General features: G+C 54.9%; 23 protein-coding genes. 6 read left to right on the top strand and 17 right to left on the bottom strand.

Features of this window, described 5'->3' with window-relative positions:
• Positions 1 to 363: 363 nt before the first annotated feature.
• The 5 genes from nrdF to RW65_RS12560 all read right to left on the bottom strand — a co-directional run bounded on the left by nrdF (position 364) and on the right by RW65_RS12560 (position 4,688).
• Positions 364 to 1,326: a class 1b ribonucleoside-diphosphate reductase subunit beta gene (gene nrdF, locus RW65_RS12580; protein ID WP_039057094.1), complete on the bottom strand. Its 963-nt coding sequence runs from the start codon at positions 1,324 to 1,326 to the stop codon at positions 364 to 366.
• 10 nt (positions 1,327 to 1,336) lie between these two features.
• Positions 1,337 to 3,481, bottom strand: a complete 2,145-nt coding sequence (gene nrdE, locus RW65_RS12575) for a class 1b ribonucleoside-diphosphate reductase subunit alpha (RefSeq protein ID WP_039057093.1) — start codon at positions 3,479 to 3,481, stop codon at positions 1,337 to 1,339.
• Positions 3,454 to 3,864 carry a class Ib ribonucleoside-diphosphate reductase assembly flavoprotein NrdI gene (nrdI, locus tag RW65_RS12570; RefSeq protein WP_039057092.1) on the bottom strand — a complete coding sequence of 137 codons (411 nt, stop codon included), beginning with the start codon at positions 3,862 to 3,864 and terminating at the stop codon, positions 3,454 to 3,456. Before nrdI ends, nrdE begins: the two co-directional genes overlap by 28 nt.
• Complete coding sequence (gene nrdH / locus RW65_RS12565; protein ID WP_197058889.1) at positions 3,861 to 4,121, bottom strand: glutaredoxin-like protein NrdH; 261 nt, start codon at positions 4,119 to 4,121, stop codon at positions 3,861 to 3,863. The genes nrdI and nrdH overlap by 4 nt, the downstream gene beginning before the upstream one ends.
• A gap of 240 nt (positions 4,122 to 4,361) precedes the next feature.
• A complete protein-coding gene (locus RW65_RS12560; RefSeq protein WP_039057090.1) occupies positions 4,362 to 4,688 on the bottom strand; it encodes an ElaB/YgaM/YqjD family protein in 327 nt (108 codons plus the stop codon).
• Between the two features lie 162 nt (positions 4,689 to 4,850).
• On the opposite strand from RW65_RS12560, the gene RW65_RS12555 reads away from it, so the two are divergent.
• Positions 4,851 to 5,195, top strand: coding sequence for a DUF2002 family protein (locus tag RW65_RS12555; RefSeq protein WP_039057089.1), 345 nt, complete (start codon positions 4,851 to 4,853; stop codon positions 5,193 to 5,195).
• Positions 5,196 to 5,221: 26 nt separating this feature from the next.
• Here the strand turns inward: RW65_RS12555 and alaE are convergent, their stop codons facing one another.
• Together alaE and RW65_RS12545 are read right to left on the bottom strand one after the other, a co-directional pair.
• On the bottom strand, positions 5,222 to 5,671 hold the full coding sequence (gene alaE / locus RW65_RS12550; protein WP_039057088.1) for an L-alanine exporter AlaE: 450 nt from the start codon (positions 5,669 to 5,671) through the stop codon (positions 5,222 to 5,224).
• A 448-nt stretch (positions 5,672 to 6,119) separates the two neighbouring features.
• Positions 6,120 to 6,299 carry a GDFGVC terminal motif YodC-like protein gene (locus RW65_RS12545; protein ID WP_039057087.1) on the bottom strand — a complete coding sequence of 60 codons (180 nt, stop codon included), beginning with the start codon at positions 6,297 to 6,299 and terminating at the stop codon, positions 6,120 to 6,122.
• A 179-nt stretch (positions 6,300 to 6,478) separates the two neighbouring features.
• On the opposite strand from RW65_RS12545, the gene RW65_RS21985 reads away from it, so the two are divergent.
• Positions 6,479 to 6,637: a YqaE/Pmp3 family membrane protein gene (locus RW65_RS21985; RefSeq protein WP_039057086.1), complete on the top strand. Its 159-nt coding sequence runs from the start codon at positions 6,479 to 6,481 to the stop codon at positions 6,635 to 6,637.
• A gap of 112 nt (positions 6,638 to 6,749) precedes the next feature.
• On the opposite strand, the gene tcp is transcribed toward RW65_RS21985, so the two are convergent.
• From tcp to RW65_RS12520, 4 genes are all read right to left on the bottom strand, one after another.
• On the bottom strand, positions 6,750 to 8,414 hold the full coding sequence (gene tcp / locus RW65_RS12535) for a methyl-accepting chemotaxis citrate transducer (protein WP_039057136.1): 1,665 nt from the start codon (positions 8,412 to 8,414) through the stop codon (positions 6,750 to 6,752).
• Positions 8,415 to 8,547: 133 nt separating this feature from the next.
• Positions 8,548 to 9,963: a DNA cytosine methyltransferase gene (locus tag RW65_RS12530; RefSeq protein ID WP_039057085.1), complete on the bottom strand. Its 1,416-nt coding sequence runs from the start codon at positions 9,961 to 9,963 to the stop codon at positions 8,548 to 8,550.
• A 78-nt stretch (positions 9,964 to 10,041) separates the two neighbouring features.
• Positions 10,042 to 10,566, bottom strand: a complete 525-nt coding sequence (locus tag RW65_RS12525) for a rhodanese family protein (RefSeq protein ID WP_039057084.1) — start codon at positions 10,564 to 10,566, stop codon at positions 10,042 to 10,044.
• Positions 10,567 to 10,568: 2 nt separating this feature from the next.
• Complete coding sequence (locus tag RW65_RS12520) at positions 10,569 to 10,880, bottom strand: ArsR/SmtB family transcription factor (protein ID WP_039057083.1); 312 nt, start codon at positions 10,878 to 10,880, stop codon at positions 10,569 to 10,571.
• A 215-nt stretch (positions 10,881 to 11,095) separates the two neighbouring features.
• Here RW65_RS12520 and RW65_RS12515 point away from each other — a divergent pair, with 215 nt between their 5' ends.
• Entirely contained in the window at positions 11,096 to 11,767 is a 672-nt protein-coding gene (locus RW65_RS12515) for an HAD family hydrolase (protein ID WP_039057081.1), read from the top strand.
• Here RW65_RS12515 and phnE (RW65_RS12510) read toward each other — a convergent pair.
• The 4 genes from phnE (RW65_RS12510) to phnC all read right to left on the bottom strand — a co-directional run bounded on the left by phnE (RW65_RS12510) (position 11,754) and on the right by phnC (position 15,405).
• Positions 11,754 to 12,635, bottom strand: coding sequence for a phosphonate ABC transporter, permease protein PhnE (gene phnE / locus RW65_RS12510; RefSeq protein ID WP_039057080.1), 882 nt, complete (start codon positions 12,633 to 12,635; stop codon positions 11,754 to 11,756). The genes RW65_RS12515 and phnE (RW65_RS12510) overlap by 14 nt on opposite strands.
• Positions 12,632 to 13,504, bottom strand: a complete 873-nt coding sequence (phnE, locus tag RW65_RS12505) for a phosphonate ABC transporter, permease protein PhnE (RefSeq protein ID WP_039057079.1) — start codon at positions 13,502 to 13,504, stop codon at positions 12,632 to 12,634. The genes phnE (RW65_RS12510) and phnE (RW65_RS12505) overlap by 4 nt, the downstream gene beginning before the upstream one ends.
• 81 nt (positions 13,505 to 13,585) lie before the next feature.
• A complete protein-coding gene (phnD, locus tag RW65_RS12500; protein WP_039057078.1) occupies positions 13,586 to 14,527 on the bottom strand; it encodes a phosphonate ABC transporter substrate-binding protein in 942 nt (313 codons plus the stop codon).
• Between the two features lie 35 nt (positions 14,528 to 14,562).
• Complete coding sequence (gene phnC / locus RW65_RS12495; protein WP_039057077.1) at positions 14,563 to 15,405, bottom strand: phosphonate ABC transporter ATP-binding protein; 843 nt, start codon at positions 15,403 to 15,405, stop codon at positions 14,563 to 14,565.
• A 451-nt stretch (positions 15,406 to 15,856) separates the two neighbouring features.
• Here phnC and RW65_RS12490 point away from each other — a divergent pair, with 451 nt between their 5' ends.
• The 3 genes from RW65_RS12490 (at position 15,857) to RW65_RS12480 (ending at position 19,864) form a co-directional block, all read left to right on the top strand.
• Complete coding sequence (locus RW65_RS12490; RefSeq protein WP_039057076.1) at positions 15,857 to 16,945, top strand: ABC transporter substrate-binding protein; 1,089 nt, start codon at positions 15,857 to 15,859, stop codon at positions 16,943 to 16,945.
• Between the two features lie 83 nt (positions 16,946 to 17,028).
• On the top strand, positions 17,029 to 18,798 hold the full coding sequence (locus RW65_RS12485; RefSeq protein WP_039057075.1) for an ABC transporter permease: 1,770 nt from the start codon (positions 17,029 to 17,031) through the stop codon (positions 18,796 to 18,798).
• Positions 18,791 to 19,864, top strand: coding sequence for an ABC transporter ATP-binding protein (locus RW65_RS12480; protein ID WP_039057074.1), 1,074 nt, complete (start codon positions 18,791 to 18,793; stop codon positions 19,862 to 19,864). Before RW65_RS12485 ends, RW65_RS12480 begins: the two co-directional genes overlap by 8 nt.
• 18 nt (positions 19,865 to 19,882) lie before the next feature.
• On the opposite strand, the gene RW65_RS12475 is transcribed toward RW65_RS12480, so the two are convergent.
• Positions 19,883 to 20,527, bottom strand: coding sequence for a DUF1109 domain-containing protein (locus tag RW65_RS12475; protein ID WP_039057073.1), 645 nt, complete (start codon positions 20,525 to 20,527; stop codon positions 19,883 to 19,885).
• Positions 20,514 to 21,068, bottom strand: a complete 555-nt coding sequence (locus RW65_RS12470) for a sigma-70 family RNA polymerase sigma factor (RefSeq protein WP_039057072.1) — start codon at positions 21,066 to 21,068, stop codon at positions 20,514 to 20,516. The genes RW65_RS12475 and RW65_RS12470 overlap by 14 nt, the downstream gene beginning before the upstream one ends.
• Positions 21,069 to 21,072 lie beyond the last annotated feature (4 nt).

Below are 21,072 nucleotides of genomic sequence, written 5' to 3'. Positions count from 1 at the left end.
TATTGTATCGATATGGTACCCGGTGCGAATAATTGACTGGCCATACCCTAACATACTCAGAATCTGAGACAAGCCTCAATCCGTCAGCTTTGTTAATTTAAGGTTATGATAATCGCCGCTATTTCCCATGAGATAAGGGCTGGCGGGCGATGATAATTTTTCCAATTGTTCAGGGGATCGCACCTGAATAGAGGGATTCAGATGGAAATGACGTGCAAATTACAGTGTAGAAGCACTCAGCATATTATGCTGAGAAATTGTCAGCTTATTATCACCGCGGCGATAACCTTTAAAAGTGGCGGGTTATTTTAAATGTATTTTAAGCGGGAATATTCCTCTGCCGATCGGCAGAGGAATAAGCAGTCAGAAATTCCAGTCTTCATCTTCCGTTTCGACGGCTTTGCCCATCACGTAAGACGAACCGGAACCGGAGAAAAAGTCGTGGTTTTCGTCGGCGTTTGGCGAAAGGGCGGCAAGAATCGCCGGGTTGACGTCGGCCATTTCCGCCGGGAACAGTGCTTCATACCCGAGGTTCATCAGCGCCTTATTGGCGTTGTAGCAGAGAAACGCTTTTACCTCCTCAGCCCAGCCGCTGTCGGCGTACAGATCCTCCGTATAACGCAGCTCGTTATCATAGAGATCCATCAGCAGATCCAGCGCGAAGTTCTTCAGAGATTCACGCTGCTCGGCGCTCACTTTTTCCAGCCCTTTCTGGTACTTATAGCCAATATAGTAGCCATGTACCGCTTCGTCGCGAATGATCAGGCGAATCAGATCGGCGGTATTGGTGAGCTTGCCGCGGCTCGACCAGTACATCGGCAGCCAGAAGCCGGAGTAGAAGAGGAAGGATTCCAGAAACACGCTGGCAATCTTCTTCTTCAGCGGATCGTCGGCGCGGTAATACTCCAGTATCAGTTGTGCTTTACGCTGCAGCGCCGGGTTTTCTTCGCTCCAGCCGTAGGCGGCATCGACATCTTTACTCTGACACAGCGTGGAAAAAATCGAGCTGTAAGAGCGAGCATGCACCGCTTCCATAAAGCTAACGTTCGACAGCACCGCCTGTTCATGGGGCGTGAGGGCATCCGCCATTAACGAGGGTGCGCCAACGGTGTTCTGAATGGTATCGAGCAGCGTTAAGCCGGTAAATACGCGAATCGTCAGCTGCTGCTGCGCCGGGCTTAAGCTTTGCCAGGCGGGAATATCGTTCGACAGCGGGACTTTTTCCGGCAGCCAGAAGTTGCTGGTCAGGCGATTCCACACTTCCAGGTCTTTATCATCCTCGATATTGTTCCAGTTCACCGCACTTACGCGGGATAGTTGGCTCATCCTTTTCTCCTTATAGCGCGCAGGATACGCAGCCGGAAATCTCGGTGCCTTCCAGCGCAAGCTGGCGCAGGCGGATGTAATACAGCGACTTAATACCTTTTTTCCACGCGTAAATCTGCGCTTTGTTGATATCGCGGGTGGTGGCGGTGTCTTTAAAGAACAGCGTTAGCGACAGGCCCTGATCGACATGGCGCGTGGCTTCGGCATAGGTATCGATAATCTTCTCCGGGCCGATTTCATAAGCATCTTCGTACAGCGCCAGATTATCATTGGTCATAAAGGGAGCCGGGTAGTACACGCGGCCGGTTTTGCCCTCTTTGCGGATCTCAATTTTCGACACAATCGGGTGAATGCTTGATGTCGCATGATTGATGTAAGAGATCGATCCCGTCGGCGGCACCGCCTGGAGATTCTGGTTATAGATCCCGTAGCGCATCACATCTTCACGCAGCTGCAACCACATCTCGCGCGTCGGAATAGTAATTCCGGCACGGGCAAACAGCGCCTGCACTTTCTCGGTTTTCGGCTGCCAGTCGCCTTGCAGATACTGCTTAAAGTACTCACCGCTGGCGTAGCGAGATTGCGGGAAACCGGCAAAATGCTGGTCGCGCTCGCGGGCAATCATCATGGAGGTATGCAGCGCATGCCAGGTGATGGTGTAGAAGTAGAAATTAGTGAAATCCAGCCCTTCCGCGCTGCCGTAGGCGATGCCTTCCCGCGCCAGATAGCCGTGCAGATTCATCTGCCCAAGCCCGATGGCATGCGAAGCAGCATTGCCGTTTTCTACCGACGGCACCGAACGGATATGGCTCATATCCGATACCGCCGTTAACCCGCGAATGGCAATGTCCACCGTGCGACCGAAGTCCGGCGAATCCATGGTATGGGCAATATTCAGCGACCCGAGATTGCAGGAGATATCGCGCCCGGTGTCGGCGTAATCAAGGTTCTCATCGAACGTCGAGGCGCTGTTAACCTGCAAAATTTCCGAGCACAGGTTGCTCATATTAATGCGTCCGGCAATCGGGTTGGCGCGATTGACCGTATCTTCAAACATGATGTAGGGGTAGCCCGATTCAAACTGAATTTCTGCCAGCGTCTGGAAGAAATCGCGGGCGTTAATAAAGCGTTTGCGCACGCGATCGTCCGCCAGCAGCGTGTCGTACATCTCGCTTATTGCCACATCGCCAAAGGGTTTGCCGTACAGCCGTTCCACATCATAAGGCGAGAAGAGCGCCATTTGGCCGTTCTCCTTCGCCAGCTGGAAGGTAACGTCCGGGATAACAACGCCCAGCGACAGGGTTTTGATACGAATTTTTTCGTCGGCGTTTTCGCGCTTGGTATCAAGAAAGCGCAGTATATCCGGGTGATGCGCATGTAAGTAAACCGCGCCCGCGCCCTGGCGCGCGCCAAGCTGGTTGGCATAGGAAAAAGCATCTTCCAGCATCTTCATCACCGGGATCACCCCGGAAGATTGGTTTTCAATACGCTTAATCGGCGCACCGGCTTCACGCAAATTGGAGAGCAGAAAGGCCACGCCGCCGCCGCGTTTGGAGAGCTGCAGCGCGGAATTTACCGCCCGGCCAATGGACTCCATATTGTCTTCAATACGCAACAGGAAGCAGGAGACCAGCTCGCCGCGCTGCTGTTTACCGCAGTTAAGAAAGGTCGGCGTGGCGGGCTGGAAACGCCCGGAGAGGATCTCATGGGTTAACTGGCGCGCCAGGGTGGTATCGCCCTGTGCCAGGGTCAGCGCGACCATACAGGCGCGATCGGCAAAATCTTCCAGATAGCGTTTGCCATCGAAGGTTTTCAGCGTGTAGCTGGTGTAAAACTTCCATGCGCCAAGAAAGGTGTGAAAGCGAAAACCGCTGTTGTGCGCCTCGGCAAACAACGCAATAACAAAGTCGCGGTCGTAACGCGCCAGCACGCTCTCATCATAATACCCCTCCGCCACCAGCCAGCTAAGCCGCTGCTGCTGGCTGGTAAAGGTCATGCTGTTGGGCCGCACATGGGTTGCCATAAAAGCATCCACCGCTTCGCGGTCTTTCTCAAACTGAATATGCCCCTCTTTATCATAAAGATTGAGCATCGCATTCAGCGCGTGGTAATCGGGCGCGGATTGCATCACGCGCTCTGCGGTTGTCGTAGCCAAAATTCCGTCACTCCTTTACGTACATTGTCGATGTCCTGCTGCGTGCCCATCAGTTCAAAGCGATACAGATAAGGGACGCCGCATTTCTGCGCCACCACATCGCCAGCACGGCCAAAGGCTTCACCGAAATTGCGATTGCCTGCGGCAATCACGCCGCGAATCAACGCCCGGTTATGGGGATCGTTTAAAAAGCGGATCGCCTGTCGCGGTACCGCGCCCGCCGTTCCACCGCCGCCGTAGCTGGGTACTACCAGGATAAAAGGCTCGTCTACCTGAATGCGTTCACGCTCGTTAAGGGGAATACGCACCGCCGGCAGCCCGAGACGTTCAATAAAACGCCGGGTGTTTTCTGAGCTGCTGGAGAAGTAGACGAGGGTGCTCATGCGTTAGCAACGCCGGGCAGGAGAGGTAAGCGGTTAATCAGATCCGGGCGGAAGCCGGACCATTGTGTGTCACCTGCGATAACCACCGGTAACTGGCGAAAACCCATGGCCCGCAATTCATCCGCCGCTTGCGGTTGATGGTCAACGTTCACCATTTCGAACGCCAGACCGCGGCTGGCCATCGCGCGTTTTGTGGCGTGGCACTGAACACAATCATCTCTGGTGTAAATAGTAATGCTCATGATTCGTATTTCCATTTAGAATGAAGGAACGGCGCGAAAGGTCGCGTCAGTGAGTCGGTGTATCATTGAGAAAATACTAGATGTAGTTATAAAAAGTTTCAACCATACCATATATAGGAAATTGCCATGGGATTTACCGAAAGGAGAGAAACCGTGGGTAAGGGGAGTGTGTACGCGTTTTACACAGAAACAGGGAGTTTAAGGCAAAGAAAAACCCCTGCCGGGCGATCCCGGCAGGGGTTTATGGGGAGAGAACTAGCGGCGCAGGCTAAGCAGGGCGCCGATAAAAATCCCGACCGCGGCGGCAGCGCCAACGCTGCTCCAGGGCCTGTCTTTAACAAATGTATCGGCACATCCTACGGCGTCTTTCGCCGCCTGCTGCATGCGGTTGCGACCGTGCATGCGCGCCCGGGTCTCTTTTAGCAGCGCTTGTGCTTTGCGTCTTGCAGTCTCTGCTTCATCTTTCGCATCGCTGCCCCAGGATTTCAGCAGTGATTCGAGGCTATCGGCTAATTGGTTAACATCGTTGTTGATATCCTCGACACCTTCATCTACGTCACGGCGATTCGGTCTGTTAAGCATAAGATCCTCCCTCGTTTTAGGTGTGAATCTAAGTTTAGACCATAAATTTCAATGCCAGACGGCAATCACGTCTTTCAGCACCGTTTGTGGAATTATCTGAGTCACGGTCCATGCTCTGTCATGTAAGGTGGCGAGGCTGTGGAAAGATGACGAGGAAAATCTATGTATTTAAGACCCGATGAAGTGGCACGCGTACTGGAAAAAGTGGGATTCACTATGGATGTCGCGACGCCGAAAACCTATGGTTATCGCCGTGGCGAAAATTACGTTTACGTTAACCGCGAAGCGCGTATGGGACGCACGGCGTTGGTTATTCATCCCACGCTGAAAGAACGCAGTTCATCACTTGCGGACCCCGCCTCGGACATCAAATTGTGCGATCACTACCAGAACTTTCCGCTCTACTTTGGCGGCGACGCGCAGGAGCATTACGGCATTCCGCACGGCTTTAGTTCGCGCGTGGCGCTGGAAAAGTTTATTAGCGGATTATTTGGCGAGTCGCACTAAACGAGAGCCGCTTGTGCCGCCCACCATCAGGCTTTGGCCTGATGGTAATTGCTCACCCGGAACAGGCGGCGGCAGTAATCGAGGAAGTAGCCGTATACCGCGCCCATCATCATTGACACCACGATATTCGAACTGACGGCAGCGATAATCTGCGGCCAGTCGGCACCCACGCTCAGCAGGATCGCCACATATACCGGTGACTGAAAGGTCACATAGGCCAGCACATCCGCCAGATTTTTCATCCAGCCTGACGGGCTAATGCGGCGCGCGTAGCGCATAAACAGATCGCGATACAGTCCGTAGGGCCAGGCAATAATAATGTTGACGGGAATCGCCACCAGCCGCGATGAAAGTGACTGCTCAAAGCTCATTCCGGAGAGAAATATTTCAATCAGCATGTTCACTACCGAGCAGTAGACCACCATGGCAACGGTGTCCGCTACGGCGTGACGCAGGCGAGACTGCGAAGAGAACATGAACGCGCTCCTTGATAAGCAATAAACAGGTCGGTGAACGATTTTTTTAGCGTTTTACAACGGCTGGATTAACGAGGATAGGTTATCCATCTGCCTGTAAAGTAACAACTAGCGATAAATTTTTAATTTCGGCGATTGTTTGGATAAAGTGCTTTGCCGCTGCGTATTTTTTGCCTGTCGCATTATTTACGTTGGTATGTTTATAAAAGTCTTATTAAATCAGTGTATTGTGTATATTTTCCACGACGATGCAGCCGCACAAGAGTCGGTAAAAAAGAGAATTTAGCGCGCTATGCTTTGGCGGGGGGACTAACGGCGCAGGCAGCATTTTTATACTGGTTAAGCGTAAATGGCAGTATTTAATGCTGGAAATGAATGCGTTTAATTATGCGGGAATAGTGATTGAATATGCGATTTGGTGCGGTGGGAAGAATCCCACCGCAGCCGATCAGCAGACGCCGAAATCTCCGTCTTCCTGATACAGGGAAACATCTTCCGCTTTTAAGGTAATTTTCGCCGCCTGTTCGTCGCTCGCAGGCACCGCGACAATCTGATCCTCATGCACTTCAACCACTTTTAATGTCGCACCGCCAATACGCGGTTGCACAATATCGCCAATAGAAAACATGTGTTGCTCCTTTTGTAATGAGTTTGTGAAGATAAACATAGCCTGAACGTCAGCCCGGGTACAGCGTAAAAGAGGGTAAAAGCGACCAATCCGATTGGCATATGCCATTTGAGCAGCTAGGCTTAAATGGATTGTCTTACTTTTCAATCAGCTGGATTTACTTTGCATAGGAGGCTTATATGGGTTTCTGGCGTGTTGTTATCACAATTATTCTGCCGCCGCTGGGCGTACTGCTGGGTAAGGGCTTAGGTATGGCCTTTATCATTAACATCCTGCTTACACTGCTGGGCTACTTCCCTGGCCTGATTCACGCCTTTTGGGTGCAAACCCGCGATTAACCCCTGGCGGGTGGTTTGCCACGCAGCAAATCTTCTCGTCAAGCTTCATCCCGGATGAAAGAACAGAACGGCCAGCGCGACGCACGGCATCGCGCTGGCTTTTTTGCGGGTATTAGAAAGTTTCCCAGTTTTTATCGCTGGTGGGCTGGCTGGCGGCTACCGCCGGGCGCAGCGTGGCGACCGGTGGTTTACCTGCCTTCACGCCTGGCACGGTGCTGTGTCCATTAATACGGAACACAGCAACCGCCTGACGTAACTGCTCGGCCTGTTCTTCCAGCGCCGCCGAGGCGGCGGCGGATTCCTCCACCAGCGAGGCGTTCTGCTGCGTCACGCTATCCATCTGTGATACCGCGAGGCTAACCTGCTCAATCCCTTTGCTCTGCTCTTCGGACGCAGAGGCAATTTCACCCATAATATCCGTTACCCGCGTTACGGCATTGACGATCTCTTTCATCGTATCGCCGGCTTCCGCGACCTGTGTGGTCCCGGAGTTGACGCGGCTGACGGAGTTCTCAATCAACGTTTTGATCTCTTTCGCCGCCTGCGCGCTGCGGCTGGCCAGCGTACGCACTTCCCCGGCTACCACCGCAAAGCCGCGGCCCTGCTCACCTGCGCGCGCTGCTTCTACTGCGGCGTTAAGCGCGAGGATATTGGTCTGGAAAGCAATGCCGTCAATCACACCGGTGATATGGGCAATCTGTTGAGAACTGTCGGAGATTTCGCTCATGGTACGCACCACCGTGCTTACCACCTGGCCCCCGCGTGCGGCGGTATCCGAGGCGTTTTTCGCCAGCTGCGAAGCCTGACGGGCGTTGTCGGTGTTCTGTTTCACCGTGGCCGTTAACTGCTCCATGCTGGCGGCGGTCTCTTCCAGTGAGGATGCCTGCTGCTCCGTGCGCGATGAGAGATCGTTATTGCCGGTAGAGATTTCGCTCGCGCCGGTATAAATCGAGTCGGAACTGTTGCGTACTGCGCTGACGGTTTTAACCAGCGAGGATTGCATCTCATGGAGACCGGCGGCGAGCTGGCTCATTTCGTTACGCCCCTGGGCAGAAATGCTCTGGGTTAAATCACCACCGGCAATCGCGCGTATATGGCCCATCACGCTGTGCAGCGGGCGCAGCAGCAGGTGCTGCAGACCGAGCCAGATAACCGTCATCACCGCAATCACCACCAGCAAAATAATGCCCAGCGTCCATTGCATACTGGTAAAGCTGCTCTGGTTTTCCTGTGCGGCGGCTTGCAGGAAGGTGTTGTTTTCCGCCCGCCATTTATCGTAGCTGGCATCCATCTCTTCCTGGGCCTTCTGCGCATCCAGATTGCCGTAGGCTTCGTAGTTATTGGCGCGCAGGTAGGTTATCGATTGTTGCAGCACATCATGCATTTTGATGATGTTCTGCGAGACTTCATCCGCCAGAGCGCTGTCTTGCCCGTTGACGCGAGGCGTGTTTTTGTAATTGTTGAAAAAACCTTCAGATTTTTTAAGGGAATCCTCCGCCGCATTCAGCAACTTTTCAATGCTTGCTAATGAAGCCGGATCGCGCTGGTTTTTCAAAAAGCGGATCGCTACGCGGGTCACGGTAACACGGGTTTTGATCAGCGTAATAACGCTGTCACCCAAATTTTCCTGCTGTGCGTTAAGAACACCGCTGTTTTGGAAGTTCACCCGGTCGTTATTGACCGCCGAATAGAACAGACCACCGGTGACGAATTGTAGAAGACAAAAAAAGGTAAGAGCGATAATGATGCCGGTAATAACCCGTATATTTTTGAGCATGGCCATAGTCCATAAAAGAGTCGGGATTGCTCCAGTAATATCGACCTGGCCTGCATTAACTTTATGATCACTTTTTAAACACTTGTTTAGCGCGTAAACAGTGACCCGGCACGTTGCATGCCGGGCAGCACATTTAACTTTTCCTGCGCCGTTTTACGGCGAGGGCAATCCGCGGTTCCAGCAGCTTTGCCACGGCGGCAAACACCGGAACCACCACTGAATTGCCAAACTGGCGATAGGCCTGAGTGTCGGAAACGGGGATGCGAAACGGCTGTTCGCCGACCTTTTCAAAACCCATCAAGCGCGCGCATTCATGGGGCGTCAGCCGTCGCGGGCGGCGCGCCTGGTTCTCTGCGTGAGTAAAATCCGCCTCGCCGAGTGCTTTATCCCAGCCGCGATCGATAAGGATCTCCGAACCGTCTTTGTGATAACGCGCGGAAAGGGTGCGCGCTACGCTATCGGCGCGGGTAGGATCAACCAGCCCGAAGCCAAACCCGTTGCCTTTGGCGGCGTGTTTTTTCGCATAGCGATAGAGGTAATCCCACAGCTTGGGCGACAGCACATATTTGCTATCAACGGTCGGCTCCAGCAGTTCGCCAAAGGCGGGCCGACGCGCAGGGTAAAAACGGCTGATATCGCGTAGGGTAAAGCCCTCGGCAAGATCGAGATCGCGGCGAAAACCGACCAGCACAATCCGTTCGCGATGCTGGGGTAAAAAATGTTTGCCGTCGATAACCTTCGGATCGTCTTTACCGTTGAGCCGGGCATCGGCCACGTCATAACCCAATTCATCAAGGGTATTCATGATGACGCTAAAGGTTTTACCTTTGTCGTGGCTCTTTAAATTCTTCACGTTTTCCAGCACGAAAATCGCCGGGCGGCGGGCTTTGATAATGCGCGCCACATCAAAAAACAGCGTGCCCTGCGCCTCGCACTCAAAGCCGTGGGCGCGGCCCAGCGCATTCTTTTTGCTGACGCCCGCCAGGCTAAAGGGCTGGCAGGGGAAACCGGCTAGCAGCACATCATGATCGGGAATGGTCGCGGCGATATGCGCGTAAGCATCGGCTTCAGAAACGTCCGGCTTACCGCTCAGGGTCACTTCGCGGATATCCTGGTTAAAGGTATGAGCGGCAGGATCGTTGTACCAGTTGGCTTTATAGGTACGCACCGCGTTTTTATTCCATTCGCTGGTGAAAACGCACTGCCCGCCAATGGCTTCAAAACCGCTGCGGATGCCGCCAATCCCGGCGAAGAGATCGATAAAGCGAAAGCGATACGCGGGATGATGGGCGAGCGGGGAGGGCAACAGGCTGCGCAGCAGCGCCACTTCGGCAGCGGTGAAGGTTTTGGCGCTGCCTTTGCCATTCACCCAGCGGTTAAGGGATTCACGGCTCCACTCAGCTTTGCCCGCATGTTTAAGCTGCTCCGCCACATATTTCTGACCGTAAATCTCCAGCACCTGATCCAGTAAAGCCCGGTCCTGCTGTCGCTGCTGGTCAGTGTCTGCCTGCGCCAGCACATCCTGCGCAAGTGAATCATATTCCGCCATGGCATCTCCTTGGGTTTAGGCCGGGAAATATATCACTCATTTGACCCAGAGGAGAATCTTCAAAAGCCACGCTGTGCGCTAGCGACGGTTCCACGGCATTTTCGCCAGCAGTAGCGCCATACCGCACCAGCCGCTCAGGCCAGCAAACAGTAGCCCGGCGCCGACAAAGCCCGACAGCAGGAAAAAGCGGATGTCAACGGCATAACCCAGCACCACGCCGAGCAGAATCAGGCTACCGGCAACAATCTGCACCTGCTGCATTAGCGGGCGCGGCTGGCGTTTATCTTCGACGGTCGGCAGCTTTTCCTGCTTCCAGTTATTAAGACCGCCTTCGATGATGAGCACATTGGCCGGCGACGCGGCACGTACCAGCGCGTCGGCATTTTGTTGCGTCCGCATCCCGGACTGACAGTGGAAAATCACCGTCTGTGCGCTTGCCGCCTGCGAAACGGCTTTTCCGGCAAGCAGCTCATCTAACGGCAGGGAAACCGCGTCAGGTAGATGCTCGCGACGAAATTCATCCGGCTGGCGAATATCCACTACCGGCGCGCCGTTCTGCTGCTGGGTACGGGCTTCTTTGGGAGTAATCAAGGTGTAACGCATAGCTAAGCCTCCGGGCAGTAAATGTTTTTTAGCGTCTGCACCAGCGTTCTGATGGCCGGCGCTTTAATGAAGTAGTTCACCCGCTGCGCCTGACGCTGGCTTTCGATCAGGCCTTCCTCTTTCATTCTCGCCAGATGCTGTGACGTGGCTGAAGGGCTAAGACCGGTAATGGTGCTGAGTTCCCCCGCCGACGTGCCGGGCGCGTCGCACAGCATGCAGAGGATCAGTAAGCGATGCGGGTTACTCATCGCTTTCAGCAGGCCAGAAGCTTTCTCTGCCTGCGTTTGTAGTTGGGTGATATCAGGAGTTGTCATATTGTTTTAGCTTTTACTTAATTTAGATAATACTAAAATAAAGGGGCGTGAAATGCAAGGGCGTACTTGAGCGAGCTATCGTTGCGCGTATTCCACCCGCAGTTGGCAGGAACGTCCTCACGCTGGTGTATAACTTATTGAGGGCAAGATTCTTTAAGCTGTCATCTTTTTTCGCCAGGCTGGTGGGCGCAGAAGTTAATCAACAGGAAGGGACAATGGAGCAAGCGCTGTATGTTTTCGATCTCGATAATACGTTAATCCACGGTGACAGCAGCACTTACTGGAGCCGCTATTTAGTGCGCCAGGGCATCGCCGATAGCGGGGAGTATTTACACCATGAAGAACGGTTAATGGCGGATTACGCGCGTGGTGAAATGGATCTCCATGAATACGTGGCGCTGACTCTCTCGCCGCTAGCCGCTATGCCGATAGCACAGGTGGACCGTCTGGTGGCGAACTGCGTGGCAACGGAGATTGTGCCGCGTATTTACCCGCAGGCGCGGGCGCTGATTGCCGAGCTACGGGCGCAAAACCAGCCGATGCTGATTATTTCTGCCTCCGTCAGTTTGCTGGTCAACGCCATTGCGCCGGTGCTCGGCATTGAGCATGGGATCGGCGTGGAGGTGAAAACCCGAAACGGCTGCTACAGCGGTGAGATTGACGGTACGCCGAGTTACCAGCAGGGCAAAATCGCCTGTCTGGACAACTTTCTCGCCCGCCATCCACAGTATGACGGGGAGGTTGTTTTTTATACGGACTCGATTAACGATCTGCCCCTGTGCCAGCGCGCCGATCGCGTTTATCTGGTGAACCCGTGCCAGAAACTGGCCGCCCACGGCGAAGTAATGGGCTGGCCAGTACTCAACTGGCGGCTTACTGCGGTTTAAACAGCGGGATCGATTTACCGGTAATATAGCGTCGGCGCAGCCAGGCCGACGCGCTATCCATGATCATCACGATAGCCACCAGAATCACGGTGATAAACATCACCACATCCCAGTTCCACAGCCGCATATTCTCGGCATAGATCAGGCCAATGCCGCCCGCGCCGACAAACCCCAGCACCGCCGCCGAGCGGGTATTGGACTCGATTTGATAAAGGCTAAGGGCCAGAAAGGTCGGGAAAGATTGGGTAAAGGTGCTAAAACGGTGTTTCTGCAAGCCGCCCGCGCCCACCGCCGTTAAGCCGCGCGCCGGGGCGCGATCGACCGCTTCGTGACTCTCGGCGTATAGACGCCCGAGCAGACCGGTGTCCTGCATAACGATCGCCAGCACCCCGGCAAGCGGCCCAAGGCCAACGGCGCGGACAAAGATCAGCCCCCAAATCGCCATATCAATGCCGCGCAGCACATCGAACAGGCGTCGCATACAGAAGGCGATGCCCGCCGCGATGCCGCCTTTCATAATATTTCGCGCCGCCAGAAACGACAGCAGCAGGGCAAACAGCGTGGCGGTGAGGGTGCCAGCAAAGACGATCGCAAGCGTAATGCCAATCTGCGTGAAGTAGTAGGCAAACGGCCAGTTCCAGAAATCGTGCCACACGAACATGCGCGCAATATAGCGGCCAATCTGCTGTACGCCGGTCAACGCTTGTTCGACAGGAATGCCGAACTGCATAAAGAACCAGGCGTAATAGAGCAGCACCGCCAGGACTATCAGCCCGAGACGGCGTAAATAGCGCCCCTGCGCCTGAAACAATTTCCCGTTGAGTTGACGGCTCAACGCCACGTCGGGTATCCCTTGCCAGTGGCTCATTTTTTCCCCTCCAGCACCCACTGGCGCAGGCGGCCAGAGATCGTATCCAGTGCGGAAACCACCATAATAATCAGCAGCAGCGTGATGCTGACCTGATCGTAGCGGTCGAGTTTGATATTGGTCATCAGCTCCTGGCCGATGCCGCCCGCGCCCACCAGCCCAAGAATGGTGGAGGAGCGAAAGTTAATTTCGAGGCGCATAAAGGCGTAGGAGAGAAAAATCGGTTTCACCTGCGGCCACAACGCGAAGCGAACACGCTGGAAATGCGTGGCACCGCAGGACGCCAGCCCGCGCACCGGCCTCTCCTGTGCGCTCTCGACCGCCTCATAAAACAGCTTGGTCAGACTGCCAACGGTATGCAGCGCCAGCGCCAGAAAGCCGGGGATAGCGCCAATACCGAAGGCCATGACGAAAATTACCGCCCACGCCAGTTCCGGCATGGTACGCAAAAAAGCCACCAGCGTTCGTACGGCAAAGCGCACCGGTGGGGGAGACCAGGTATTGCCCGCCGCCAGAAAGGCCAGTACCGCGGCGATAGCGAAGGAGGCCAATGTCGCCGCCAGCGCCAGCTGTAGGGTTTCCCAAATGAGGGGTAACTGGATCGGCAGCCGGTAACCCCAATAGGCCAGCGAACCTTTGGTATGGCTATCAGCAAACAGCAGCGAACCGTGCAGCGTCGGCACCGTTTCGCGCATGTAATCAAGAAAGTTGGGTAGGGAGTGCCAGATGGTGGCGAGATTAAATTCCGCCGCGCTGCCGGCGGCCAGATAGAGGCTAACAATCACCAGCGACCAGGCTAAGCTGTCGCGCTTCTGGCGCATTCTGACCTGCTGATAGTAGTGCTCAAACGCGGTATTCGACCTGTTCATGCGTTGCGCTAAATCCTCGATGACATTCGAATAAAAGCCCCTGTTTTTACGCAGGGGCCGGTGAAAGGCGGCAATAACGGATTAACGGGCGTTAACCAGCTCGCGCTTCATCTCAATAATCTGTTTAAAATCGTCGACGCTGCCCGGGCCGATATGCTGGGTGCCGCCCATCGCTTTGACGAAGCAGGCATGATTATCGGTATCAAGTTTTTTCACCGCGCTCACCACTTTCGCTTTGAAATCCGCCGGCAGATTGTTGCTGACGAGGATCGGGCCATTCGGGATCAGCGGCGATTCCCAGATAATGCGGATTTTTTTCATCAGGTCAGGGTGATCCATACGGATCAGGCGGTTAAACGCACCGACGCTGTAGCCGGAATCGTAATCGCCGACCATTGAGGTCCAGGTGACCGCGCCGGCGAACTGACCGTTCAGCACGCCGAGAATGTCCTGCTCGTGGCCGCCGGAGAAGGTGACGCTGGAGAAGTAGTTATTGAATTTATTATCCGCATTGCCGCCGAACTTCTGTTTAAAGGAGTAGTTCGGGATCAGGTAGCCGGAAGTGGAATCCGGATCGGCGAAGCCAAACGCTTTACCTTTCAGATCTTCCAGCTTTTTATACGGGCTGTCGGCTTTGACAATCACCACCGAGTGATAACCGCGCGACTGGTCTTTGTCATCGACCCCAATCCCGACAATATCCACCGCTTTCGGGTTATTGATATAGACGGAGGCATAAGAGGAGGGGGACATGCTTAAAACCACATCCACTTTGCCGCCGATCAGGCCCTGGATAACGCCGGAATAGTCGGACGAGTTGCGCAGTTTGGTGTCGACATTCAGCTCTTTATCGAGGAAATCTTTAACGCACTGGTTATCGCCAATCTGTTGCGTGGCGTTCTGCCCGCCCATAATGCCGAGGTTCAATTCCTTCGGCTGTTCTGCAGCCGTTGCCTGCCATGCCAGCAGCAGACCTGCCATCAATGCCGATAAACGTAATGCGCCCGAAATAGTTTTTTTCATTGTCATTGCCTGTGTCGTCTCATTGGAAGGAATCATTAATGCAATTGAGCGATCTCATCGCCGTACAACGCGTGCAGCACGTCCGGCGTTAACTGCGACGGATGATCGTCAAAAATAAGCCGTCCCTGGGATACGCCGATAACGCGCGTGCAATACTCCTGCACCAGCTCCACCGAGTGCAGATTGACCATCACGCTGATGCCCTGCGCACTGACTTCGCGCAGCACATTCATGATGCGCTGGGTATTTTTCGGATCCAGCGAAGCGACAGGTTCGTCCGCCAGTAAAATAGAGGGGTTCTGGATCAGCGCCCGGCAAATAGCGACACGCTGCATCTGCCCACCAGAGAGGGTTTCCGCGCGCTGCAACGCGTGAGGCAGCATATTGAGCCACTCCAGCAGCGCGATGGCTTTCGCCCGGTCTTCATCGGTAAAGAGTTTAAACAGCGACTTCAGCGTTGAGGTCTGGCTTAAGCGGCCAAGCAGCACATTGGTCAACACATCAAGGCGCGGTACCAGACAAAAATCCTGGAAAATCATCCCGCACTGGCTGCGCCACTGATTCAGCGCGCGCCCTTTAAGATGGGCGACATTGCGCGGCATACCCACTTCCGGGAAACTCAAAATCTCCCCGGAGGTGACGCTATGAGTGCCGTTCAACACATGCAGCAGGGTGGATTTCCCCGCGCCGGAGCGTCCAATCACGCCGACCATTTCACCGCTGTGCAGGTCAAAACTGATATCCTGCAGCACCGTCTGATGCGCGTTATAGGCTTTGCGTAAGTTCTTTACGCTCAATACCTTTTGCTTTGGCACCGTGTTTAATGGCGGCAACGTTGAATAGTGATCTTCAGAGATTTTTGCCAGCGCGCTGTTCATAACTCTTCCGCATTTATCATTAAGCTGGCGACCATTAAGGGCAAAGGTGATGACTGTTTTATGACGAAAAAGCGAACAAATAGTGAACGTCGAGTTTTGGCGGCGGTAAATTCTATTTGCGGGCGCTTTACGCTGATGCCTGGTAATGAATAGCGTTAATTACCTTGCTTGCTGCATAACAAATAAAAACGCGTTTATCCGGGGTAATTCTTTTTAATACGCCTTCCTCGCTGTGAATAATTTAATCTTCTTGCCCGTGAAATAAAATTTTCATCTATTTAGCTGATTTATAAATAATTAAGCTTTTGTTCCCCGTTAAGGTGCAACCCCCTTTTTTAAATCACACCAGCGTCACAAAAACTGGAAAAAAGCCTGCGCCCGCGTTACACCGGCCGTTTCGCAGGCTATATGTTAAATTTGTGTTGAAAAATGATAACAAAGGGGTTTGTGCATGGATAAGAAATTAAAGGTTCTGGCGGTGACGCTGGCGACGCTCTTTTCCGGCGCCGCGCTGGCCGCCGTGCCGCAGGGATATCCGGCGGATTACCAGAAAATCGTCGACGCTGCGACCAAAGAGGGCAAAGTGGTGATTTATTCCACCACCGACACCAAAGCCGCCGGGCCGCTGATCAAAGGGTTTGAGGCGCAATATCCGGGCATCAAAGTCGAATATAACGATATGAACAGTACCGAACTGTATAACCGTTATCTTAGCGAACAGGCCTCCGGCGGCGGCAGCGGCGATGTGGTCTGGAGTTCATCAATGGACACCGCGCTGAAACTGGCAACGGATTACGCCGAAGAGTACGCCTCGCCGGAGCTGGATAAATTACCCAAGTGGGCGGTGTGGCAGAAAAAAGCTTACGGCACCACTTATGAACCGGTGATTATCATCTATAACAAGCGCCTGATCCCGGCGGGTGAAGTCCCGGATTCCCATACCGCGCTGGGCAAATTGGTTGCCGGCCAGCCCGATAAATTCAAAAACAAAGTCACCACTTACGATATCGAAAAATCGGGCCTCGGCTTTATGCTGGCGGTAGAAGACAGCAAACATGACAAGGACTACTTCACCCATTTGGCCGATGTCGCCAAAGGCGGGTTAACGGTGCAATCTTCCACCGGCACGATGATGGAACGCGTCTCCTCCGGTGAAAACCTGATTGGTTACAATATCCTCGGCTCCTACGCCGAAGCGCGGGCGAAAGGGGACAATTCACTGGGCGTGGCCTACCCGAAAGATTATGTGCTGGTGCTGTCGCGCGTCTCCTTTATCAGTGCTGAAGCGGAACACAGCAACGCCGCAAAACTGTGGTTTGACTATGTGTTATCGGAAAAAGGGCAGTCCATTCTTGCCAACCAGGCGGATATTCCCTCCCTGCGTAACGATATTGAAGGCAAAAACGATATCGACGGCCTGACCAAACAGCTTGGCGACGCCCTGAAGCCGATCGCGGTGGACGAGTCGTTGCTGGAATATCTTGAGCCGAAAAAACGTCTGGAATTTATAAAACAGTGGCGCACTGCCGCCGCGAAATAATGCCCGAACCGGTTGTGCGCGTAACGGCGCACAACCTTTTTGCAGCAGGCAGGTTTGCAGTTTCCTGACCGAAGGGATGATGTATGAATAGTGTGCGCAGAAAATGGCAAGGGTTGCCGCGCGGCGTCATTGTGTTAATTACCGCGCTGGTTATCTATATTCCGCTGTTATTTATTGTGGTGCAGAGCTTTCTCTCGGCGCCCTTTTTTGTTCGTTCTAAAGAGCTGAGTCTCGAAGCATTTGAATTTATTTTTACCGATCCCGATTTTTATCTGGCGTTGAAGTCCGGCTTTATTCTCGCCTTCGGCCTGGTGGTGATTGCCATTCCGCTGGGCGGGATTCTGGCGTTTTTAATGGTGCGCACGGATTTACCCGGACGCCGCTTTATCGAGCCGCTGATCCTCGTGCCGATTTTTGTCTCGCCGATGGTGCTCGCATTCGGCTATGTGGTCTCTGCCGGGCCGGTGGGCTTCTTCTCGCGCTGGGCGCAGGAGCTTATCGGTTTTGTGCCGTGGAATATTTACTCGATGTTCAGCATCGTGGTGATCGCCGGGCTGACCCACGTTCCCCATGCCTATCTCTATATCTCTTCGGCCCTGCGCAGCGTCGGATCGGACGTGGAAGAAGCCGCGCGCACAGTGGGCGCAACGCCGCTACAGGTGATGACCGCCGTGAGTCTGCCGATGGTGCGTCCGTCCATTTTATACGCCTGCGTGCTGCTCTTCTTCCTGGGGCTGGAGGTTTTTGGTCTGATGCTGGTGCTCGGCGATCCGGAAGGCAATATGGTGCTCGCCACCTACCTGTATAAACTCACCAACAAACTGGGCACCCCTTCTTATCATCTGATGGCCGCCGTCGCCGTGGTGCTGATCTGTATCACCATTCCGCTGGTGATGTTGCAGCGCCGCCTGATGCGCACCGCCAACCGCTTCGTCACCATGAAAGGCAAAGCTTCGCAGGCGCGCGCGCTGCCACTGGGTAAATGGCGCTGGGTGGCCGGTGCCGTTGTAGTGGCGTGGTTGACGGTAACCATCGGCGTACCGCTGATCGGCGTGGTTTTGCGCGCCTTTATCTCTAACTGGGGCGTGGGCGTTTCGCTGTGGGATGAAGTCTCACTGAATACCTTCCGTAATATCTGGCAGCAGCCGAATCTCCTGCGCGCGATAGTCAACTCGATGGCGATTGGTGTATTTGGCGGCGCGCTGGCGGTGGTGTGCTATTTGTTTGTTGGAATTGCCATGCACCGTAAGCAGGACAATGTGACGCGGTTTCTCGATTACAGCGTGCTGGTACCGCGCGCCGTGCCGGGTCTGCTGGCGGGGCTGGCCTTTTTATGGGTATTCCTCTTTTTACCGATGTGGCTCGACCAGTCCCTGAAAAACGGCTGGCTGTCCGGTTTGCCCGTCGCCGAATGGCTGCGGGAGAACCTGATTGTCTGGCTGCGTTCCCTGCGTAATACCATCTTCAGCGTCTGGCTGGCCTACACCGTGGTGTGGATGGCGTACGGCCTGCGGCTGATCTCTTCCACCCTGTTGCAGGTGGGACCGGAACTGGAGGAAGCGGCGCGCAGCACAGGCGCAACCGGCGGGCAAGTCACCCGTCACGTAACGGTGCCGCTGTCGCGCTATGGCCTGATTGGTGCCTGGCTGCTGATGTTTCTGATTTTTGAGCGTGAATACTCCACCGGCGTCTATTTGCTTTCTCCCGGTACGGAAACTATCGGTTCGATGCTGGTCTCGCTGTGGGCGGCCGGGGCGATCGATATCGTCGCCGCGCTGTCGTTTATCAATATTCTGCTGGTGGTCATCGGTCTTGGCGTGGCCCTGCGTTTTGGAGTGAAATTACATGATTGAGCTGGCGGTCGAAAATCTGCATCTCACCTACGGTGACAACCCGGTGTTAAAAGGCGTCTCCATGGAGCTAAAACGCGGCGAAGTGGTCTCGCTTTTAGGTCCTTCCGGCAGCGGCAAAACTACCTTGCTTCGCGCTGTCGCCGGGCTGGAAAAACCAACCCAAGGGCGCATCACCATTGGCAAAAACGTGGTTTACGACGGCACGCCGCGCAGCGAAGTACCCGCAGAGGAGCGCAACCTCGGGCTGGTGTTTCAGTCTTACGCCCTGTGGCCGCATAAAACCGTGTTCGAGAATGTCGCTTACCCCCTCAAGCTGCGCAAAGTTGGGTCGGCGGAGATCGCCTCCCGCGTACAAAGCGTGCTGGACCAGCTTGGTCTCGGCACGCTGGGTAAACGTCATCCGCACCAGCTTTCCGGCGGACAGCAGCAGCGCGTGGCGATTGGTCGGGCGCTGGTTTACAACCCACCGGTGATTCTGCTCGATGAACCCTTATCGAACCTCGATGCGAAGCTGCGGGAAGAGGCGCGGGTTTTTCTGCGGGAATTGATCGTCAAGCTCGGCCTGTCGGCGCTGATGGTCACCCACGATCAGAATGAAGCGATGGCGATTTCCGACCGCATTTTGTTACTCAACAATGGGGTGATTGAACAGCAGGGCACGCCGCAGGAGATGTACGCGACGCCGTCGACGCTGTTTACCGCCGAGTTTATGGGCAGCAACAACCGGCTGCATGGCAAAGTGATCGAAATCGTCAACGGCAGAGCGCGCATCGAAGGGGCTAGCTGGGCACTGTGGGGCGTTGCCGGACCGGGCGTCGTTGTGGGCCAGGAGGCGACAGCGGTGATCCGCGTGGAAAGCCTGCGGCTTTCTGACTCGCCGCAGGATAACTCGCTGGAACTGCCGATGCTGACCACCATGTATCTGGGGGATCGCTGGGAGTACCTGTTCCGCACCTCCGGCGATGATTACGTTATCCGCGTCTACGGCACCCAGCAGCGCAGCCAGCAGAACTATCGCGTGGTGCTACCCGCCGAGCAGCTGTGGATCTTCCCGAAAAAAAGCTAACAGCTACGCCATGCGCAGTTAACGACTGCGCATGGGCGGGATCGCCACCCACTTATACCCGAGCGCTATCGTTGCCAGCACAATGGTGCTGAACGCCGCGATATGCATCAGCAAATCCATCATGCTGATATGGGTCGGGTGGCAAAGGGAGAGCAGCGTAAGCGCCATACAGGCGACGCCCGAACCCGCCGTCGCGAGGCTGCGCACCGGGAACAGCGTGCGGGTGCGGCGCAGGTAAGCAATCACTATCGCCACCATCGGCACGCTAACGGTAACCATAAACAGGTAACAGTTTGGCCCTTCCACTGACGCATGCAGCGCCACCGCGCGGTGCAGATTACTGACAATGCTGACCAGCCAGACCGCCGCCAGCGGCACAAACCACGGCCAACCGAGGGGCGCGCGCCCGGCAATACTCATTAAAAACGCGTTACGCACCGCCAGCATCCCGGCAATAAAAGTGAGCAATAACTGAGCCAGCGCCCAACCGGCGCCCGGTTGCGACCAGTCCGTCAGCGTTCTGCTAAGCAGCAAACCGGCCGCGATACCGCAGGGTAGTGCGACTGCGATCCAACTCAGCGTCCGCCAGCCCGGTTTAAGGGGGCGTTTTACCGGTGCGGCAGACCGGCTTAATTTTTCTATTAACTGCTCATGATCGGCCATGATGTGCTCCTAACCGACGAAGATTATTCAGGGCGCGATGCAGCAGGGATTTCACGGCGGAGACCGTTAAATTGTGCTGCGTCGCGGTTTCCGCCAGCGTCATTTCCCGCAAATGGACATGCTCCACCACTTCCCGCTGGCGTGCAGGAAGCTGGTTGAGCAGCAACGCCAGCTCATCATCGGAGGTGGACGGCTGCGGCGTACCGGCAAGCCAGAGATCCTCCGGTTCGATTTGTACCTCGCGTTGCAGATGGCGACCCCGCTTGCGCAGGGCATCGATCGCGCGGGCGTTGGCAATCGCCATCAGCCACGGCAGGAAAGGCGCGTTGCGATCGTAAGTGTGGCGCACGCGATGCACCGTAAGCAGCACATCCTGAACCACATCTTCCACCAGCACTTCATCGGCAATATGTTTGCGCGCAAGGGTGCGGATGACCGGCACCAGCGCTTTCAGCAGCCGCGTATAGGCCTTGCTGTCACCGGCCTGCGCCAGCGTCATCAACTGCGGCCATTCGTCGCGTGCTGCCTCGCTTTTTTCCATATCC

This window comes from Enterobacter sp. Bisph1 (assembly GCF_000814905.1).
Lineage (GTDB): Bacteria > Pseudomonadota > Gammaproteobacteria > Enterobacterales > Enterobacteriaceae > Kosakonia.
The sequence above is the reverse complement of the archived record's forward strand: the minus strand, read 5'-3'. Positions and strand labels throughout refer to the sequence as shown.

Bases quoted from the DNA above. Each gene is read 5' to 3' on its own strand.
- RW65_RS12520 (WP_039057083.1), bottom strand. From the start codon at position 10,880: ATGACAACTCCTGATATCACCCAACTACAAACGCAGGCAGAGAAAGCT.
- RW65_RS12515 (WP_039057081.1), top strand. From the start codon at position 11,096: ATGGAGCAAGCGCTGTATGTTTTCGATCTCGATAATACGTTAATCCAC.
- RW65_RS12470 (WP_039057072.1), bottom strand. From the start codon at position 21,068: ATGGAAAAAAGCGAGGCAGCACGCGACGAATGGCCGCAGTTGATGACG.
- RW65_RS12560 (WP_039057090.1), bottom strand. From the start codon at position 4,688: ATGCTTAACAGACCGAATCGCCGTGACGTAGATGAAGGTGTCGAGGAT.
- nrdH (WP_197058889.1), bottom strand. From the start codon at position 4,121: ATGGAAATACGAATCATGAGCATTACTATTTACACCAGAGATGATTGT.
- RW65_RS12545 (WP_039057087.1), bottom strand. From the start codon at position 6,299: ATGTTTTCTATTGGCGATATTGTGCAACCGCGTATTGGCGGTGCGACA.
- phnD (WP_039057078.1), bottom strand. From the start codon at position 14,527: ATGAAAAAAACTATTTCGGGCGCATTACGTTTATCGGCATTGATGGCA.
- phnE (WP_039057079.1), bottom strand. From the start codon at position 13,504: ATGAACAGGTCGAATACCGCGTTTGAGCACTACTATCAGCAGGTCAGA.
- RW65_RS12490 (WP_039057076.1), top strand. From the start codon at position 15,857: ATGGATAAGAAATTAAAGGTTCTGGCGGTGACGCTGGCGACGCTCTTT.
- phnE (WP_039057080.1), bottom strand. From the start codon at position 12,635: ATGAGCCACTGGCAAGGGATACCCGACGTGGCGTTGAGCCGTCAACTC.
- nrdI (WP_039057092.1), bottom strand. From the start codon at position 3,864: ATGAGCACCCTCGTCTACTTCTCCAGCAGCTCAGAAAACACCCGGCGT.
- RW65_RS12480 (WP_039057074.1), top strand. From the start codon at position 18,791: ATGATTGAGCTGGCGGTCGAAAATCTGCATCTCACCTACGGTGACAAC.
- nrdF (WP_039057094.1), bottom strand. From the start codon at position 1,326: ATGAGCCAACTATCCCGCGTAAGTGCGGTGAACTGGAACAATATCGAG.
- tcp (WP_039057136.1), bottom strand. From the start codon at position 8,414: ATGCTCAAAAATATACGGGTTATTACCGGCATCATTATCGCTCTTACC.
- phnC (WP_039057077.1), bottom strand. From the start codon at position 15,405: ATGAACAGCGCGCTGGCAAAAATCTCTGAAGATCACTATTCAACGTTG.
- RW65_RS21985 (WP_039057086.1), top strand. From the start codon at position 6,479: ATGGGTTTCTGGCGTGTTGTTATCACAATTATTCTGCCGCCGCTGGGC.
- RW65_RS12555 (WP_039057089.1), top strand. From the start codon at position 4,851: ATGTATTTAAGACCCGATGAAGTGGCACGCGTACTGGAAAAAGTGGGA.
- RW65_RS12475 (WP_039057073.1), bottom strand. From the start codon at position 20,527: ATGGCCGATCATGAGCAGTTAATAGAAAAATTAAGCCGGTCTGCCGCA.
- RW65_RS12530 (WP_039057085.1), bottom strand. From the start codon at position 9,963: ATGGCGGAATATGATTCACTTGCGCAGGATGTGCTGGCGCAGGCAGAC.
- RW65_RS12485 (WP_039057075.1), top strand. From the start codon at position 17,029: ATGAATAGTGTGCGCAGAAAATGGCAAGGGTTGCCGCGCGGCGTCATT.
- alaE (WP_039057088.1), bottom strand. From the start codon at position 5,671: ATGTTCTCTTCGCAGTCTCGCCTGCGTCACGCCGTAGCGGACACCGTT.
- RW65_RS12525 (WP_039057084.1), bottom strand. From the start codon at position 10,566: ATGCGTTACACCTTGATTACTCCCAAAGAAGCCCGTACCCAGCAGCAG.